The sequence below is a fragment of the Mesorhizobium sp. B2-8-5 genome, from assembly GCF_006440675.2.
Classification (GTDB): Bacteria; Pseudomonadota; Alphaproteobacteria; order Rhizobiales; family Rhizobiaceae; genus Mesorhizobium.
Genome location: NZ_CP083951.1, coordinates 5,465,310 through 5,480,939 on the forward strand (window position 1 = coordinate 5,465,310; position 15,630 = coordinate 5,480,939).

The 15,630-nt window shown below is 65.2% G+C and carries 9 protein-coding genes; 2 read left to right on the plus strand and 7 right to left on the minus strand.

Going from position 1 to position 15,630, the window contains the following annotated elements; genetic code table 11:
* Positions 1-84: 84 nt before the first annotated feature.
* A complete protein-coding gene (gene pepN / locus FJ430_RS27145) occupies positions 85-2,730 on the plus strand; it encodes an aminopeptidase N (RefSeq protein ID WP_140702942.1) in 2,646 nt (881 codons plus the stop codon).
* 338 nt (positions 2,731-3,068) lie between these two features.
* Complete coding sequence (locus FJ430_RS27150) at positions 3,069-5,390, plus strand: PAS domain-containing sensor histidine kinase (protein WP_140659437.1); 2,322 nt, start codon at positions 3,069-3,071, stop codon at positions 5,388-5,390.
* On the opposite strand, the gene FJ430_RS27155 is transcribed toward FJ430_RS27150, so the two are convergent.
* The 7 genes from FJ430_RS27155 to ccmE all read right to left on the minus strand — a co-directional run bounded on the left by FJ430_RS27155 (position 5,387) and on the right by ccmE (position 15,626).
* The gene (locus tag FJ430_RS27155; protein ID WP_140702940.1) at positions 5,387-8,356 is read right to left on the minus strand and encodes a bifunctional [glutamine synthetase] adenylyltransferase/[glutamine synthetase]-adenylyl-L-tyrosine phosphorylase; all 2,970 of its coding nucleotides are present in this window, start codon (positions 8,354-8,356) and stop codon (positions 5,387-5,389) included. The genes FJ430_RS27150 and FJ430_RS27155 overlap by 4 nt on opposite strands.
* Before the next feature lie 12 nt (positions 8,357-8,368).
* Positions 8,369-9,850 carry a sensor histidine kinase gene (locus tag FJ430_RS27160; protein WP_140702938.1) on the minus strand — a complete coding sequence of 494 codons (1,482 nt, stop codon included), beginning with the start codon at positions 9,848-9,850 and terminating at the stop codon, positions 8,369-8,371.
* Positions 9,851-9,858: 8 nt separating this feature from the next.
* A complete protein-coding gene (locus FJ430_RS27165) occupies positions 9,859-10,533 on the minus strand; it encodes a response regulator transcription factor (protein ID WP_040991372.1) in 675 nt (224 codons plus the stop codon).
* A 311-nt stretch (positions 10,534-10,844) separates the two neighbouring features.
* On the minus strand, positions 10,845-12,401 hold the full coding sequence (locus FJ430_RS27170; RefSeq protein WP_140702936.1) for a Do family serine endopeptidase: 1,557 nt from the start codon (positions 12,399-12,401) through the stop codon (positions 10,845-10,847).
* A gap of 338 nt (positions 12,402-12,739) precedes the next feature.
* On the minus strand, positions 12,740-13,204 hold the full coding sequence (locus FJ430_RS27175; protein ID WP_140702934.1) for a cytochrome c-type biogenesis protein: 465 nt from the start codon (positions 13,202-13,204) through the stop codon (positions 12,740-12,742).
* Positions 13,201-15,186, minus strand: coding sequence for a heme lyase CcmF/NrfE family subunit (locus FJ430_RS27180; protein ID WP_140702932.1), 1,986 nt, complete (start codon positions 15,184-15,186; stop codon positions 13,201-13,203). Before FJ430_RS27180 ends, FJ430_RS27175 begins: the two co-directional genes overlap by 4 nt.
* Complete coding sequence (ccmE, locus tag FJ430_RS27185) at positions 15,186-15,626, minus strand: cytochrome c maturation protein CcmE (protein ID WP_140659444.1); 441 nt, start codon at positions 15,624-15,626, stop codon at positions 15,186-15,188. Before ccmE ends, FJ430_RS27180 begins: the two co-directional genes overlap by 1 nt.
* Between the last annotated feature and the right edge of the window lie 4 nt (positions 15,627-15,630).

The window sequence follows — 15,630 nt, forward strand, 5'->3', positions numbered from 1 at the left end:
TTTCGTGTAAAGAGCGCGCACCTCAAAATTCTTGGACCAGCCAAGCTGGCTGGCCGGCCGAAATCAACAGGAAAAGCCTAAGGAATGCGCACAGATACCGGCCATGTCTTCAAGCTCGAAGACTATCGCCCCTGCGACTATCTCATCCCGAGGACCAGCCTCGACTTCCGCCTGTCGCCGGACGCGACCCAGGTGACCGCGCTGCTTACGATCGAGCGGCGCGCGGGCGTCGCCGCCTCGGCGCCGCTGGTGCTCGACGGCGACGGGCTGACGTTGCTCGGCGTTGCCGTCGACGGGCATACGCTTCCGGCCAGCGACTATGAGGCGACGCCTGACCGGCTGACGATCCTGAAACCGCCGGCGGCGCAGCGTTTCGAGCTGCGCCTGGAGACGGAGATCGCGCCTTCGCGCAACGAGGCGCTGATGGGCCTTTATCGCTCCAACAACGTCTATTGCACGCAATGCGAGGCCGAGGGCTTTCGCCGCATCACCTATTTCCTCGACCGTCCCGATATCCTGTCGGTCTACACGGTGCGCATCGAAGCGCCGCACAACGAGGCGCCGCTGCTGCTTTCGAACGGCAATCCTGTGGAGAGTGGCACGCTGGGCAGCGGCCGGCATTATGCGGTCTGGCACGACCCGTTCCCCAAACCCTCCTACCTTTTCGCGCTGGTGGCGGGCGCGCTTGGCAAGGTGGCGGGCAGCTTCACCACCATGTCCGGCCGCGAGGTCGAGCTCGGTATCTATGTGGAGCCCGGCAAGGAGCAGCTTGCCGGCTATGCGATGGACGCGCTGAAACGCTCGATGAAATGGGACGAGGAAGCCTTCGGCCGCGAATACGACCTCGACGTCTTCAATATCGTCGCCGTCTCCGACTTCAACATGGGCGCCATGGAGAACAAGGGCCTCAACGTCTTCAACGACAAATATGTGCTGGCCGACGAGGAGACCGCGACCGATGCCGACTTCGCCAACATCGAGGCGATCATCGCGCATGAATACTTCCACAATTGGACTGGCAACAGAATCACTTGCCGCGACTGGTTCCAGCTCTGCCTGAAGGAAGGGCTGACGGTTTACCGCGACCACGAATTCTCCGCCGACCAGCGCTCGCGGTCGGTGAAGCGCATCGCCGAGGTGCGCACGCTGCGCGCGCACCAGTTCCCGGAAGACCAGGGGCCGCTGGCGCATCCGGTCAGGCCGCGACGCTACCGCGAGATCAACAACTTCTACACCGCGACCGTCTACGAGAAGGGTTCGGAAGTGGTGCGTATGATCCGCACCATCCTTGGGCCGGAAACCTTCCGTGCCGGCATGGACCTCTATTTCGAGCGGCATGACGGCGAGGCGGCGACCATCGAGGATTTCCTCAAAGTCTTCGAGGACGTTTCCGGCAAAGACCTCGCGCAATTCGCGCTCTGGTATCACCAGGCCGGCACACCGAACCTGACGGTAAGTTCCGCGCACAATGCGGCGGCAAAGGAGTTCATCCTGGAGATCGAGCAGTCGGTGCCGCCGACGCCGTCGGAAAGCCGCAAGCGGCTGATGCATATCCCGCTCGCCTTCGGCCTGGTCGGCGCCAACGGCAAGCCCGTCGCCTGGACTGCCGTCGAGGGCGCAATGGTGGATGACGGTGTCATCCATATCCGCAAACGTCGGCACACGGTGCGCTTCTCGGGTATTTCGCAACGGCCTTCGGTGTCGCTCAACCGCGGCTTCTCGGCGCCGATCACGCTTTCGGTGCAGCAGAAGGCCGACGACCAGTTCTTCCTCGCGGCGCATGACAGCGACGCCTTCGCGCGCTGGCAGGCGTTCAACACGCTCTTGACCGATGCGCTGATCGCCGCCTTCCGCCAGATCCTCGGCGGCAAGGAGCCGGTGTTTGCGGCGCGGCTTGCCGAGCTTGCCGGCAGGATTGCCGGCGACGAGACGCTGGAGCCGGCCTACCGGGCGCTCGCGCTGTCGCTTCCCGGCGAAGCCGATATTGCCCGCGACATCGGCAAGGGCATCGACCCAGACGCCATCTTTGCCGCGCGCGAGGCGATGGCGCGGATGATCGCCGAGGCAAACCGCGAGGCCTTTCTGGCGCTTTATGAGAGCCTTGCCGACAAGGGTCCGTTCAGCCCGGACGCGGCGAGCGCCGGGCGCAGGGCGCTGCGCAACATCCTGCTCGACTATCTTTCGCTGCTGCCGGGCGGCGCGGGCCTCGCCGCAGGGCACTTCAATGCCGCCACCAACATGACCGACCGTGCGGCAGCGCTCGCCGTGCTGGCGCATCGCCATCCAGGCACGGCCGAGGCCGAAGAGGCGCTGGCCGCCTTCGAGGCCCGCTATCGCGGCGACGCGCTGGTACTCGACAAATGGTTCCAGATCCAGGCCGGTGTGCCGGGCGCAAAGACCGTCGAGAAAGTGCGTGATCTCATGCGGCACCCAGCCTTCTCGATCGCCAACCCGAACCGGGTGCGTTCGCTGATCGGCACCTTCTCCAGCGCCAACCAGACCGGCTTCCACCGCCCCGACGGCGAAGGTTACCGCCTGTTTGCCGAGACGGTACTGGCGGTGGAGAAGCGCAATCCGCAGGTAGCCGCGCGGCTGGCGACGGCGCTCAGGTCCTGGCGCTCGCTGGAGCCTGGACGGCAGACCAAGGCCAGGCAGGCGCTGCTCGACATGGCGAAGACCGAGAATCTTTCGGCGGATCTGCGCGATATCGTGGAGCGGACACTGGCGTAATTAGCGATCTTCCCCTGGTGGGTCCTCGTGGGGGAGATGCCGGCAGGGCAGAGCGGGGCATGAAGGATCGCGACGTTTGCTTCTCGCCCGAAAGCCAGATCTGACGAGTGCCGGCAATTGAGCAGTTGAGAGGTTGGCGCGACAGCGCCCCCTCTGGCCTGCCGGCCATCTCCCCCCTTGTGGGACCCGGAGATCGGCTGTTCGGACGAATTTCAATCAACTTTTAATCTTTTTCGTCCGCGCCACTGGACAAGGCGAATCAGCTTTGATTCTTTACTGACGATTCGGGCGTGCGGCGTAGCCGGATCATCCATACGGCAGATCGGGGAGTGCCATTTATGGCCAAGGCGGACGCGTGGGGCGCGCCCGGAGGGAAGGCTTTTGCGCATCGCAAGGCAAGGAGCGATGGACTTGCCGGCAATACGCGCCTGATCGCCGAACCCACTTATCAGCGGCTCCTGGCCGCCGAGCCGCTGCTGCGCCGGTCGATCCCGGCGCTGATCGTCGTTTTTCTCATCGTCATTGCCGCGCTGCGCTTCCTGTCGCTCATGAACGAGCATGACGAGATCGAGCGCGACGCCAAGGCGGTGCTGGCGCTGGCCGCCGGACAGATGGCGCAGGCCGTCACCGCGGACCCCAGCGCGGCCGGCGCCAATGCCATAAGCCTTCTGGAAAACACCAGCCGCCAAGGCGCCATGAGCCGCGCCCATGTGCTCGCCATCACCGACGCCAACTTCAAGGTCATCGCCGTTTCGCCGCTGTCGACGGGCTGGCAAGGCCGCACGCTCGACAGCCTCGTGCTGGGCGGCCAGCCGCTGTTCATGTTCGGCGACCGCGCCGGCGTGATGGATGTCAGCATCTCGGGACAGGACTGGTTCGCCGCCGTCAGCCTCGGCGGCGACCGCAAACATGCGGCCGCCGTGCTGGTGCCGCAGGAAGCGGTGTTCGACAGCTGGCGCAAGTCGATGTCGCTCAACGTCACGCTGTTCGTGCTGACGGCGGGCGTGCTGATCGTCATCCTCTACGCCTATTTCGGCCAGGCGGCGCGCGCCCAGGCGGCGGACCGCATCTATCTCGAAGCGCATCAGCGCATCGACATGGCGCTGGTGCGCGGCCGCTGCGGGTTGTGGGACTGGGACATGGTGCGCGGCAAGATGTACTGGTCGCGCTCGATGTACGACATGCTGGGCTATGAGCCCTGCGATACGATGCTCTCCTTCGGCGAGGTCGACGAGATCATCCACCCGGAAGACGGCGACCTGTTCGATCTCGCAAACCGGATCATCGAACGCGAGATCGACCATATCGACCAGGTTTTCCGCATGCGCCACGCCGACGGGCAATGGGTGTGGATGCGAGCCCGCGCCCAGGTGATCGACCCGGAGGCACCGGAGATCCAGCTGATCGGCATCGCCGTCGACGTCACCGAGCAGCGGCACTTGGCGCTGCGCTCGGAAGCGGCCGACATGCGGCTCAGGACCGCGATCGAGAATATCAACGAATCCTTCGTGCTGTGGGATGCCGCCGAACGGCTGATCATGTGCAATTCGAAGTTCCAGAAGGACAACGGGCTGTCGGACCGCGACGTGGTACCAGGCGCGACCCGCGATATGCTGGAGGAGCGCATGCTGGCCTTCGCGTCGGAGCGCAGGCTCGCCAATGCCAATGGGCCGCAGGGCGGCGTCAGCTTGGAGCGCCAGCTTGCCGACGGCCGCTGGCTGCAGGTCAACGAGCTCAGGACCCGCGACGGCGGCGTCGTTTCCGTGGGCTCCGACATCACGCAGATCAAGCTGCACCAGGAAAAGCTGGTCGACAGCGAGCGCCGGCTGATGGCGACGATCCACGATCTCAGCCTGGCCCGCCGCGCCGAGGAGGAACGCGCCAGCGAACTGGTCGAGCTCAACCGCAAATACATGAAGGAAACCGAGCGCGCCGAGGCGGCCAATCGCGCCAAGTCGGAATTCCTCGCCAACATGTCGCATGAATTGCGCACGCCGCTCAACGCCATCATCGGCTTCTCCGAGCTGATGCAGCAGGGCCTGTTCGGGCCGCTCGGCTCCGAGCGCTACGAGGAATACGCGACCGACATCAACGGCAGCGGCAAATATCTGCTCGGCGTCATCAACGATATCCTCGACATGTCGAAGATCGAAGCCGGCCAGTTCTCGCTCGACCGCGAGGAGATCGACCTCTGCCCGCTGATCAAGGAGACGGTGCGGGTGATCTCGCTGCAGGCGGCGGAAAAGTCGATCAATGTCGAGACGCGCATCGCCGATGCGATGCGGCTTTATGCCGACCGCCGCGCGATCAAGCAGATCGCCATCAACCTGCTCTCCAACGCGGTGAAATTCACTGGACAGGGCGGCAAGATCACGGTCAGGGCGCGCAACACGTCCGGGGCGCTGCTGCTCACCATCGAGGACAATGGCTGCGGCATCCCCAAGCAGGCGCTGAGCAAGCTCGGCCGGCCGTTCGAGCAGGTGCAGAACCAGTTCTCCAAGAACCATACCGGCTCGGGCCTCGGGCTCGCCATCTCGCGCTCGCTGGCCGAATTGCAGGGCGGCGCGCTGAAGATCCGCTCGACCGAGGGTGTAGGCACCATCGTGTCGGTGCGCATTCCGCTGAAGAAGGCTCCGCCGACGGTGAAGGCAGCGGCCTAATTCATCCCTCGTTGCGGCGCGCCCGCGCGCAGCAAATGGTCGAAGTCCTGCCTGACCTTTCGCGAAGTCTCCTTGAGATGTGCTTCCAGGACACCGAAATCCGGCAGGTCAGTGACCGCCAGAAGCAGATCCGAGAGTCCAGGCGGGACATCGTCGCGCTGGAACTCGCCGATGAGGCAAAGCCTGATCATCTGGGTCAGCGCCAGATAGAGCCGATAGGCCTCGCCAAGCTCTTCACGCACATCGGCTGAGGCGAAATCCGGAGAAAGCCGGGCCAAAATGTCGGCGGTCGCCGTGACCCGGCGGCCAGGCTCGATAGCGCCGGCGATGACCGCGACCTGGGCGATGAATTCGAGATCGATGAGCCCGCCCGGGATCAGCTTGATGTCCCAGAGGTCGCGCGGCGGCTTCTCCTTCTCGATCAGCGCCCGCATATCCGAGGCCTCGGCTTTCACCTTGGCGGCATTGCGCGGCTGCGCCAGCACCGCCGCCACCTCATCGTCGAGCTCGGCGCAGAGTTCGGCATCGCCGCCGACGGCGCGGGCCCGTGCCAGCGCCATGTGCTCCCAGGTCCAGGCATCCCGGCGCTGATATTTCTTGAACGCATCGATATGGGTGGCGACCGGCCCCTTGTTGCCCGAGGGGCGCAGGCGCAGGTCCAACTCATAGAGCACGCCTTCGGCCGTCGGCGCCGAGACGGCGGCGATCAGGCGCTGCGTCATGCGGGTATAGTAATGCGAAGGCGCCAGCGGCTTTTCGCCGTCGGAGTCCTCGGCATCCGCGTCGTGGTCGTAGAGCAGGATGAGATCGACATCCGAACCGGCCGTGAGTTCGCGGCTGCCGAGCTTGCCCATGCCGAGCAGGGCCACCCTGCCGCCGGCGATCCTGCCGTGGCGCAGCGCGAATTCGGCGATCACCGCGTTCAGCGCCGCCTCGATGGTGAGATCGGCGAGATCGGAGAAGGCGCGGCCGGCGCGCGCGGGATCGATCGAGCCGGCAAGCAGGCGCACGCCGATCAGGAATTTCTGCTCGGAGGCGAAGATGCGCAGGCGGTCGAGCACATCCTCATAGGCGCGATCGCCCTCGATGAAGGCGGCAAGCCGCGCCGAGAGATAGGCGCGGTCCGGCAGTTCGGTAAGCAGGGCCGGGTCGAGCAGGCCGTCGAAGACATGCGGGCGGCGGGTGATGATGGCAGCCAGCCTCGGTGCCGCGCCCATGATGGTCGCCATCAGCTTCAAGAGCGCCGGGTTCGATTGCAGCAGCGAGAAAAGCTGGATGCCCGCTGGCAGGCCGGCGAGGAACTCGTCGAAGCGCATCAGCGCCTCGTCGGCGCGACGCGTCTGGCCGAAGGCTTTCAGCAAGGCCGGGGTCAGTTCGGTCAGCCTCTCGCGCGCCTCCGCCGACTGGGTGACGCGGTAGCGCCCGAAATGCCAGCCGCGGATGACGCGGCAGATGTCGCTCGGCCGCTGGAAGCCGAGGCCATGCAGCGTCTGCAGCGTATCGGGATCGTCGACATCGCCGGTGAAGACCAGATTGCCGACGCCGGCCGAGAGCTCGGGTGCTGTCTCGAACAGCGCCGCGTAGTGGCGCTCGACCTGCTGCAGCGAGGCGCGGAAGGCCTGCGTGAATTCCGCCTCGCCGGCAAATCCCAGCATCAGCGCGATGCGTTTGAGCTCCTCGTCTTCTTCCGGCAGGACGTGCGTCTGCTCGTCAGCGACCATCTGGATGGCGTGCTCGACACGGCGCAGGAACCAGTACTGACGGGTGAGCGCATCGCGCGCGTCGGCGGTAATCCAGCCGCGCGCGGCAAGCGCTGCGAGCATCGGCACGGTCTCGCGGCCGCGCAGCTCCGGAAAGCGGCCGCCGGCGATGAGCTGCTGGGTCTGGACGAAGAACTCGATCTCGCGGATGCCGCCGCGGCCAAGCTTGACGTTATGGCCCTTCACCGCGATCTCGCCATGGCCCTTGTGGGCATGGATCTGGCGCTTGATCGAATGGACATCGGCGATCGCCGCATAGTCCATGTATTTGCGCCAGACATAGGGCTGCAATTCCTTGAGGAAGGCGGCGCCGGCAGCAAGATCGCCGGCAACCGGCCGCGCCTTGATCATGGCGGCGCGCTCCCAGTTCTGCCCGCGCGCCTCGTAATAGCGAAGCGCGGCCTCGACGGGGATCGCCAGCGGCGTCGAGCCCGGATCGGGGCGGAGCCTCAGATCGGTGCGGAAGACATAGCCATGCTCGGTGCGATCCTGCAGGATGCGCACGAGACGACGGGTAAGCCTGGAGAACAGCTCGGTCGCGTCGAGCGGATCGATGACGGCCGGCGCCTCCGGCTCGAAGAAGACGACGAGATCGATGTCGGAGGAAAAGTTCAGCTCATGCGCGCCGAGCTTGCCCATGCCGAGCAGGATCCAGCCTGAATCCCTGGCAGGCTCGGCCGGATGCGGTAGCTTGAGCTTGCCTTGCCGATGCGCGTCGAACAGCAGGAAATCGACGGCGGCGCATGTGCAGGCGTCGGCAAGATCGCTGAGCCGGCGCACCGTCACGGAGGTTTCCGCCTCGCCTGAAAGATCGGCCAGCGCGATCAGGAAATGCGCTTCGGTCTTCCATTGCCTGAGCGCCATCATCAGGCTCGCTTCCGAGGCGTCTTCCGCCTTGGCCGCGCCGCCGATCGCTTCGCCGATGGCATCGAGCCGCGCTTCGATCGTCAGGTCGAACAGCGTATCGAGGATCGCCGGCCGCCGGCGCGCCACGTCGCGCAGGAAGGGCGAGAGGTCGAAGACGGCCGCCAGCAGGTCCTGCAGCGGCCCCTCGCCCGCCAGGAACGCAGCGAGTCGGGAACACCCCTCATCCTCGGCGGCGTCGGCGATTTCCGACAATTCGCGCCGGGCATGTTTCGCGTCCAGGGGGCGGAGCGCCAGTGTCGGGCTAAGCCGGAATTCGGATTCGATTTTCTTCTTCGCCATTTATCCGCGCCATCAATGCGTCTCCCGCAATGGGAAACTCATGACCACGGACAATCCGGGATTGGCGGGCAAAAGATCAAGCCTTCCGTTGTGGAAAGTCATGATTGCCTTGGCCAGGCTGAGACCCAGGCCCGAGCCCGGCTGCGAGCGGCTCTTTTCCAGGCGCACGAACCGCTCCGTGGCGCGGGCACGATCGGCGTCGTCCGGAATGCCGTGGCCGTTGTCGCTGACGGCAAGCTTGATCTCGTTGCCGAGGCGCTCCAGCGCCACACGCACTTTCGGCGTCTCGGCGGCGTCGGTCGAATATTTGATGGCGTTGTCGACGATGTTGGACAGCGCCTGGCCGATCAGTTCGCGGTTGCCGTTGATCGTAAAGGCCTCGGGCACGGTCGTTTCCAGCGCGACGCCCGCCTCTTCCGCCACCGGCTCGTAGAGTTCGACGACGTCGCTCACCGTCGCGGCGAGATCGACGGGACCGGTCTGTTCCGAGGAATAGCCAGCCTCCAGGCGCGAGATCATCAGGATGGCGTTGAATGTCTTGATGAGCTGGTCGGACTCTGCGATCGTGCCTTCCAGCGCCTGACGGTAATCTTCCGTCTTGTGCCTGCCGGCGAGCGTCGCCTCGGCGCGGTTGCGCAGCCTGGTCAGCGGCGTCTTCAGATCATGGGCGATGTTGTCGGAGACCTGCTTCAGCCCCTCGTTCAGCATGGCGATCCTGGCCAGCATCGAATTGAGGTTTTCGGACAGGCGGTCGAATTCGTCGCCGGCGCCGGTGACCGGCAGCCGTCCGGACAAATCGCCGCCCATGATGCGGCGGCTGGCGTCCGAGACGCTGTCGATGCGCTTGAGCGCGGCGCGCCCGACAAAGAACCAGATCAGGATGCCGCCAAGCCCCATCATACCGAGCGCCAGAGTCAGCGCGCGGCTGATGACGGCGCGGAAGCGCTCGGGCTCGCCGAGGTCGCGGCCGACCAGCATGATCATCTGGTTGGGCAGTCTCAACACCAGCGCGATGGCGTTGTGGCCCTTTTCCCCCGTGGACTGGGGGCTGTTGCTGCCCTCGTTGGCCGGAGGCGTGGACTGGTCCGAACCGCCGCTGCGCAGCCGATCGAGCTCGCCCTCGCCGAAGCGCTGGTAGGAAAACGGTTCCGTCGTCCAGCCCTCGGTCTCTATGACCCCTGGCTCCAGGCTCTGCACATTGCCGGTCAGGATCTGGCCATTGGCGTCGGCGATCAGGTAAAGATTGGCGCCGGGCTGGCGCGAGCGGGCCTCGACGACGCGCACCAGCACCGGCAGGCCGCCGCGCTGATAGGCGCGGGCCAGGCCCAGCACCTCGTCGTTGATGGTCTCCTGCGTCTGCGCGGTCAGCATGCGCGCCGACAGCGACGTCATGTAGAAGACGAGCAGCACGGCGCAGAGCGCGAAAAGCAGCAGATAGAGCGCCGAGAGCCGGGCCGCCGTCGTCTTCATGATGGCCGGCAGTGAGAGAGCCATCTGTGGCTTCACCCGCCCTTCAGCATGTAGCCGGCGCCGCGGATCGTGTGCAGGATCGGCTTGTCGAAGCCTTTTTCGATCTTGCCGCGCAGACGCGAGACGTGGACGTCGATGACATTGGTCTGCGGATCGAAGTGATAATCCCAGACATTTTCCAGAAGCATGGTGCGCGTCACCACCTGCCCGGCATGGCGCATCAGATATTCGAGCAGGCGGAACTCGCGCGGCTGCAGCGTGATCTCGCGGCCGGCGCGCTTGACCGAATGCGACAGCCGGTCGAGCTCGAGATCGCCGACACGATAGACGGTCTCGGATTCGCGCGCGCTGGCGCGGCGGTTCAGCACCTCGACGCGGGCAAGCAATTCGGAAAAGGCATAGGGTTTGGTGAGGTAGTCGTCGCCGCCGGCGCGCAAGCCCGTGACGCGGTCGTCGACCTCGCCCAGCGCCGAAAGGATCAGCACCGGCGTGGTGTTGCCGCGCGAGCGAAGTGCGGCGATCACCGACAGGCCGTCACGGCGCGGCATCAGGCGGTCGACCACCATCACGTCATAGTCGCCGGCATCGGCGAGCGCGAAGCCGGTCTCGCCGTCGCCGGCGACATGGGCGGTGTGGCCCGCCTCGGCGAAGGCTTTCTGCAAATAATCCGCCGCCTCGCGATCGTCTTCCATGACGAGAATCTTCATGGGACCGTTATACGCGATTTCATCGGAAGTTTGAGAGGCAGTCATTCTTCGGGCCTTGCCTTCATTGGTCGCATGTCTTCTTCCCAAAACCGGCAACCACTTTTGGGCGACATGCATTTCGTTCCGCATGTCGTGATCCCAAAACCGGTGCCCACTTTTGGGCGACATGCGATAAGCGGCAGCGGGTGATGGGAAACCCGCTGCCGCCAGGAGCGAAACACGGTGACTGACTTACGTGCTCGGCCCCATGTTTTCCCGGCGGCGGCTCGGGGGTGTTGATACCGCCGCAGGGAAAATCTGAACCTGAAATCTCAGCCCTTGCCGACTGGCAGCGCCACAAAACGGTTCGAGTCGTCGCGGGTGATCTGCATCAGCACCGCCTTGCGGCCGGCCTTGGCTGCATCGGCCATGGCCTTGGAGACGTCGTCGGTGGTGTTCACGTCGTTCGAATTGATCGAGGTGATGACGTCGCCGGGCTGGATGCCACGGTCGGCCGCGTCGCTGTCGGGATCGACGTCGGTGACCACGAGGCCCTTGCCGTTTTCCGCCTTGGTGACGGTCAGGCCGAGATCGGCCAGCGTGTCGGCCTTGGCGGCGGGCGCCGACTGCTTGTTGTTGTCGTCGTTCGAGGCCTGCTTGTCGCTTGCCGGCAACGTGCCGAGATCGACCTTGACCGTCTCGTTCTTGCCGCTGCGCCAGACGGTGACGTCGACCGATTTGCCCGGCGCGAATGCGCCGATCATGCGGGCGAGTTCCTTCGGCGAAGCGACATCCTTGCCGTCGACCTGGGTGATGACGTCGCCGGCGGCGATGCCCGCCTTCTTGCCCGGACCGGAATCCTGGGCGCTCGAGACCAGCGCGCCCTTGTCCGACTTCAGGCCGAGCGACTCCGCGATGTCGGAGGTGACCGGCTGGATCTCGACGCCGAGCCAGCCGCGCTGGACGGAGCCGCTCTTCATCAGGTCCTGGACGACCTGCTTGGCGGTCGAGGCCGGGATGTCGAAGGCAATGCCGACGCTGCCCCCCGACGGCGAGAAGATGGCGGTGTTGATGCCGATCACCTGGCCGTTGAGGTTGAAGGTCGGACCGCCCGAATTGCCGCGGTTGACCGAAGCATCGATCTGGATGAAGTCGTCATAGGGGCCGGCGCCGATGTCGCGGCCGCGAGCCGAGACGATGCCGGCGGTGACAGTGCCGCCGAGACCGAAGGGATTGCCGACCGCAACCACCCAGTCACCGATGCGAACCTTGGAGTCGTCGGCAAAGTCGACATAGGTGAACTTGTTGCCACCGCCATCGACCTTGAGCACGGCGAGATCGGTGCGCGGATCGGTGCCGATCAGCTTGGCGTCGAGTTCCTTGCCGTCATTAGTGACGACGCTGAAATCCGAGCCTTCCGAAACCACATGGTTGTTGGTGACGAGATAACCGTCTTCTGAGATGAAGAAGCCCGAGCCCTGAGCGACCGGACGCGGCTCGCCATTGCCATGGTCGCGATGGTTGAAGCGGCGCATGCCGAACTGGCCGCCCTGACCCTGGTCGCCGAAGCCGCGGAATTCCTTGAAGAAGCGGCGCAGCTGCGGATTGTCGGGCAGGTTATCGAAACCGTCCTGATCGTCCGAGCCGTTGTCGGCCGTCGGTTGGATCTTGGCCTTGACCTTGACGCTGACGACCGCCGGCGAGACGTGCTCGACGACATCGGCGAAGCTCGGCATTTGCGGCGCTTCGACGCGCACGGCATCGGCCAGCACGGGGGCGGTGCCGGTGGCAAGCGCGCCTGCGCCGACCGCACCGATGACGGCCAGGGATGCGACGGCGGCCATCAGGCGCTTTCGGATGCGGGAATATGAATTGGGGGCGATATTCATGGGATTTCGTTTCCTCTTTCGAAGGGATGCGCTCAGGCGAAGCATCCTCGGGCAAGAGGATTAGAGAGCCGCACATTACGGCGCCATTTCCGGTACATGAAAGTTTTGTAATGTTGGCCGAGTTCGTCATAGCAGGGCGGAGCTCCGTCGCGCAGACCCTGGAAATCCATACCGTTACATTCGCCGAAGAGGGCAGCGGAGCAGAATTCTGGACCGCAGCGGCGCTTGGAAGTCACGGAATGGATTCTATGGTCTGCGCGCGTCGCTTCGCTCCTTGCTCCGCCATAGAATGACGACCCGCGAGCAGCCGTGGCCACTTATCGACGTCAGCGATGGCGCTAATCACTTAGCATCTTGTCCAGCGCCGCCTGTTCCTCGGCACTCAGGGTGCTACCCGATGCCGGGCGGCGCGAGCGGGCGTTGAGCACAATGAACAGGCCGCCGGCCAGAAGCAGAAGCACCGGCGTACCCCACAAAAGCGCGGTGCGCAGGCTGAAGCGCGGCTTGAGCAGCACGAACTCGCCATAGCGCGAAACGATATAGTCCATCACCTGCTGGTCGGTGTCGCCGGCAACGAGGCGCTGGCGCACGAGGACGCGCAGGTCCCGGGCAAGATCGGCGTCGGACTCGTCGATCGACTGGTTCTGGCAGACCATGCAGCGCAGGCCTTCCGACAGCGCGCGCGCCCTCGCCTCCAATGCGGGGTCCTGCAGCACTTCATCCGGCTTCACCGCCTGGGCCGCGCCGGCGAAAAACAGCGCCAGCAACAGGACCAGCGGAACGAGCGAAAACTTCGCCTTCATGTCGGGTTAGCCACGGCTGCGACCAGCTTGCGCCGCTTTGCCGGCGCGCCGACGCGCAGGCGACGGTCGAGCAGCGACATGGCGGCGCCCGCCATCATCACCAGTCCGCCGCCCCAGATCAGCGTCACCAGCGGCTTCCACCAGAGGCGCACGACGACGGAGCCGTCGTTGTTCTCGTCGCCGAGCGACAGATAAAGCTGGCTCAACCCAATCGTCCTGATGCCGGACTCCGTCGTCACCGTCTGGCGCACCGGATAGAAGCGTTTCGCGGAGGTGATTGCGCCATCGGCGTTGCCGTCGGCGCCTACCAGCAGGAAGCGGCCGCGATCCTCGGTGAAATTCGGGCCTTTCTGCGGGGAGAGCCCTTCGAAGCGCAGCGTGTGGCCGGAGAGCTCCAGCGTCTCGCCGGGATGCATCGAGAGGATTTTCTCCGTGCCGAAGCAGAGCGTGCCGACAATGCCGAGCAAGGTCAGCCCGAGGCCGAGATGCGCCAGCGCCGTGCCGAAGACGGAGCGCGGCAGGCCGGCGAAGCGGCGCAGCATGATGCCCGGCGCCACCGAGCCGAAACCGGATTTGACCGCAAGATCGGTCAGTGCGCCGGCGACCAGCCAGACGGCGAGGCCGACGCCGAGTGCCGCGAAGACCGAGGCGCCGTCGATGAACAGGCCAGTGACCAGCATTGCGGCGATCGCCAGGGCGAAGGCGGCCATCAGCCGCTGCGAGGCGGCGATGACGTCGCCGCGCTTCCAGGCGAGCAAGGGGCCGAACGGCACGATCGCGAGCAGCGGCAGCATCAGCGGGCCGAAGGTCAGATCGAAGAACGGCGCGCCGACCGAGATCTTGCCGCCGGTGAGCGCCTCCAGCGCCAACGGGTAGAGCGTGCCGACCAGCACCGTCGCCGTGGCGGTGGTGAGAAAGAGGTTGTTCAGCACCAGCGCGCCCTCGCGCGAGATCGGATGGAACAGGCCGCCCGCCGTCAGCCGTGAGGCGCGCAGCGCAAACAGCGCCAGCGAGCCGCCGATGAACAGCGTCAGGATGCACAGGATGAAGACGCCGCGCGCCGGATCGGTGGCGAAGGCGTGCACCGAGGTCAGCACGCCGGAACGCACTAGGAAAGTGCCGAGCAGCGACAGCGAGAAGGTCAGGATGGCGAGCAGCAGCGTCCAGATCTTCAGCGCCGAACGCTTCTCCATGACGATCGCCGAATGAAGCAGCGCGGTACCGGCGAGCCAGGGCATGAAGGAGGCGTTCTCGACCGGATCCCAGAACCAGAAGCCACCCCAGCCGAGCTCGTAATAGGCCCAGTAGGAACCCATGGCGATGCCGCCGGTAAGGAACATCCAGGCGACCAGTGTCCAGGGTCGCACCCAGCGTGCCCAGGAGGCGTCGATGCGCCCCTCGATCAGTGCGGCAACCGAAAAAGAGAAGCAGATCGAGAAGCCGACATAGCCGAGATAGAGCATCGGCGGATGGATAGCGAGGCCGAGATCCTGCAGGATCGGATTAAGGTCGCGGCCCTCGATCGGCGCCGGGTTGAGGCGGATGAAAGGGTTGGATGTCGCCAGGATGAACAGGAAGAAGGCAGCGCCGATCATGCCCTGCACGGCCAGTACATTGGCCTTGAGCGTTGACGGCAGGTTGTTGCCGAAGACCGCGACCAGCGCGCCGAAGAAGGTCAGAATCAGCACCCACAGCAGCATCGAGCCTTCGTGGTTCCCCCAGGTGCCGGTGATCTTGTAGATCATCGGCTGCAGCGAATGGGAGTTCTCCCACACGCTCGCCACCGAGAAGTCGGAGCCGGCATAGGCGCTGGCGAGGGCAGCGAAGGACAGCGCGGTCAACGCGAAGCCGGTGACCGTGACCGGACCGCCGACCGCCATCAAGCGCTGATTACCGGTGCGGGCGCCGACGAGCGGCACCAGCATCTGCACCAGCGACAGAGCGAAGGCCAGCACGAGCGCGAAATGTCCGGTCTCAACCATCAATTTGTGCTTTCTTGCCAGACGCCCTTGGCCTTCAGACCGTCGGCGACTTCCTTGGGCATGTAACGCTCGTCATGCTTGGCCAAAACGCTGTCGGCGACGAACACGCCATCCGGGCCGAAAGCGCCCTCGGTTATCACGCCCTGATCCTCGCGGAACAGGTCGGGCAGGATGCCGGTATAGGTGACCTTGACCGATTTCTGCTTGTCGGTGACCGAGAAGGCGACGGTGGCGCCCTGGCCGCGCACGACGGTGCCCTTCTCGACGAGACCGCCGAGCCGGATGCGTTGCCCGGGCGGCAAACTCGCCGTGGCGAGATCGGCCGGCATGTAGAAATAGGAGGCCTTCTGTCCAAGCGCATAGAAGGTGAGGCCGGCAGCGGCGCCGAGGAAAGCCAGCCCCGCCACGATCACCGACAATCGCTTCTGCTTGCGCGTCATTGCC

What these genes read in the sequence shown, in the direction of transcription:
- FJ430_RS27170 (WP_140702936.1), bottom strand. Translation starts at nt 12,401, where the DNA reads ATGAATATCGCCCCCAATTCATATTCCCGCATCCGAAAGCGCCTGATG.
- FJ430_RS27180 (WP_140702932.1), bottom strand. Translation starts at nt 15,186, where the DNA reads ATGGTTGAGACCGGACATTTCGCGCTCGTGCTGGCCTTCGCTCTGTCG.
- FJ430_RS27155 (WP_140702940.1), bottom strand. Translation starts at nt 8,356, where the DNA reads ATGGCGAAGAAGAAAATCGAATCCGAATTCCGGCTTAGCCCGACACTG.
- FJ430_RS27160 (WP_140702938.1), bottom strand. Translation starts at nt 9,850, where the DNA reads ATGGCTCTCTCACTGCCGGCCATCATGAAGACGACGGCGGCCCGGCTC.
- FJ430_RS27165 (WP_040991372.1), bottom strand. Translation starts at nt 10,533, where the DNA reads ATGAAGATTCTCGTCATGGAAGACGATCGCGAGGCGGCGGATTATTTG.
- FJ430_RS27175 (WP_140702934.1), bottom strand. Translation starts at nt 13,204, where the DNA reads ATGAAGGCGAAGTTTTCGCTCGTTCCGCTGGTCCTGTTGCTGGCGCTG.
- FJ430_RS27150 (WP_140659437.1), top strand. Translation starts at nt 3,069, where the DNA reads ATGGCCAAGGCGGACGCGTGGGGCGCGCCCGGAGGGAAGGCTTTTGCG.
- pepN (WP_140702942.1), top strand. Translation starts at nt 85, where the DNA reads ATGCGCACAGATACCGGCCATGTCTTCAAGCTCGAAGACTATCGCCCC.
- ccmE (WP_140659444.1), bottom strand. Translation starts at nt 15,626, where the DNA reads ATGACGCGCAAGCAGAAGCGATTGTCGGTGATCGTGGCGGGGCTGGCT.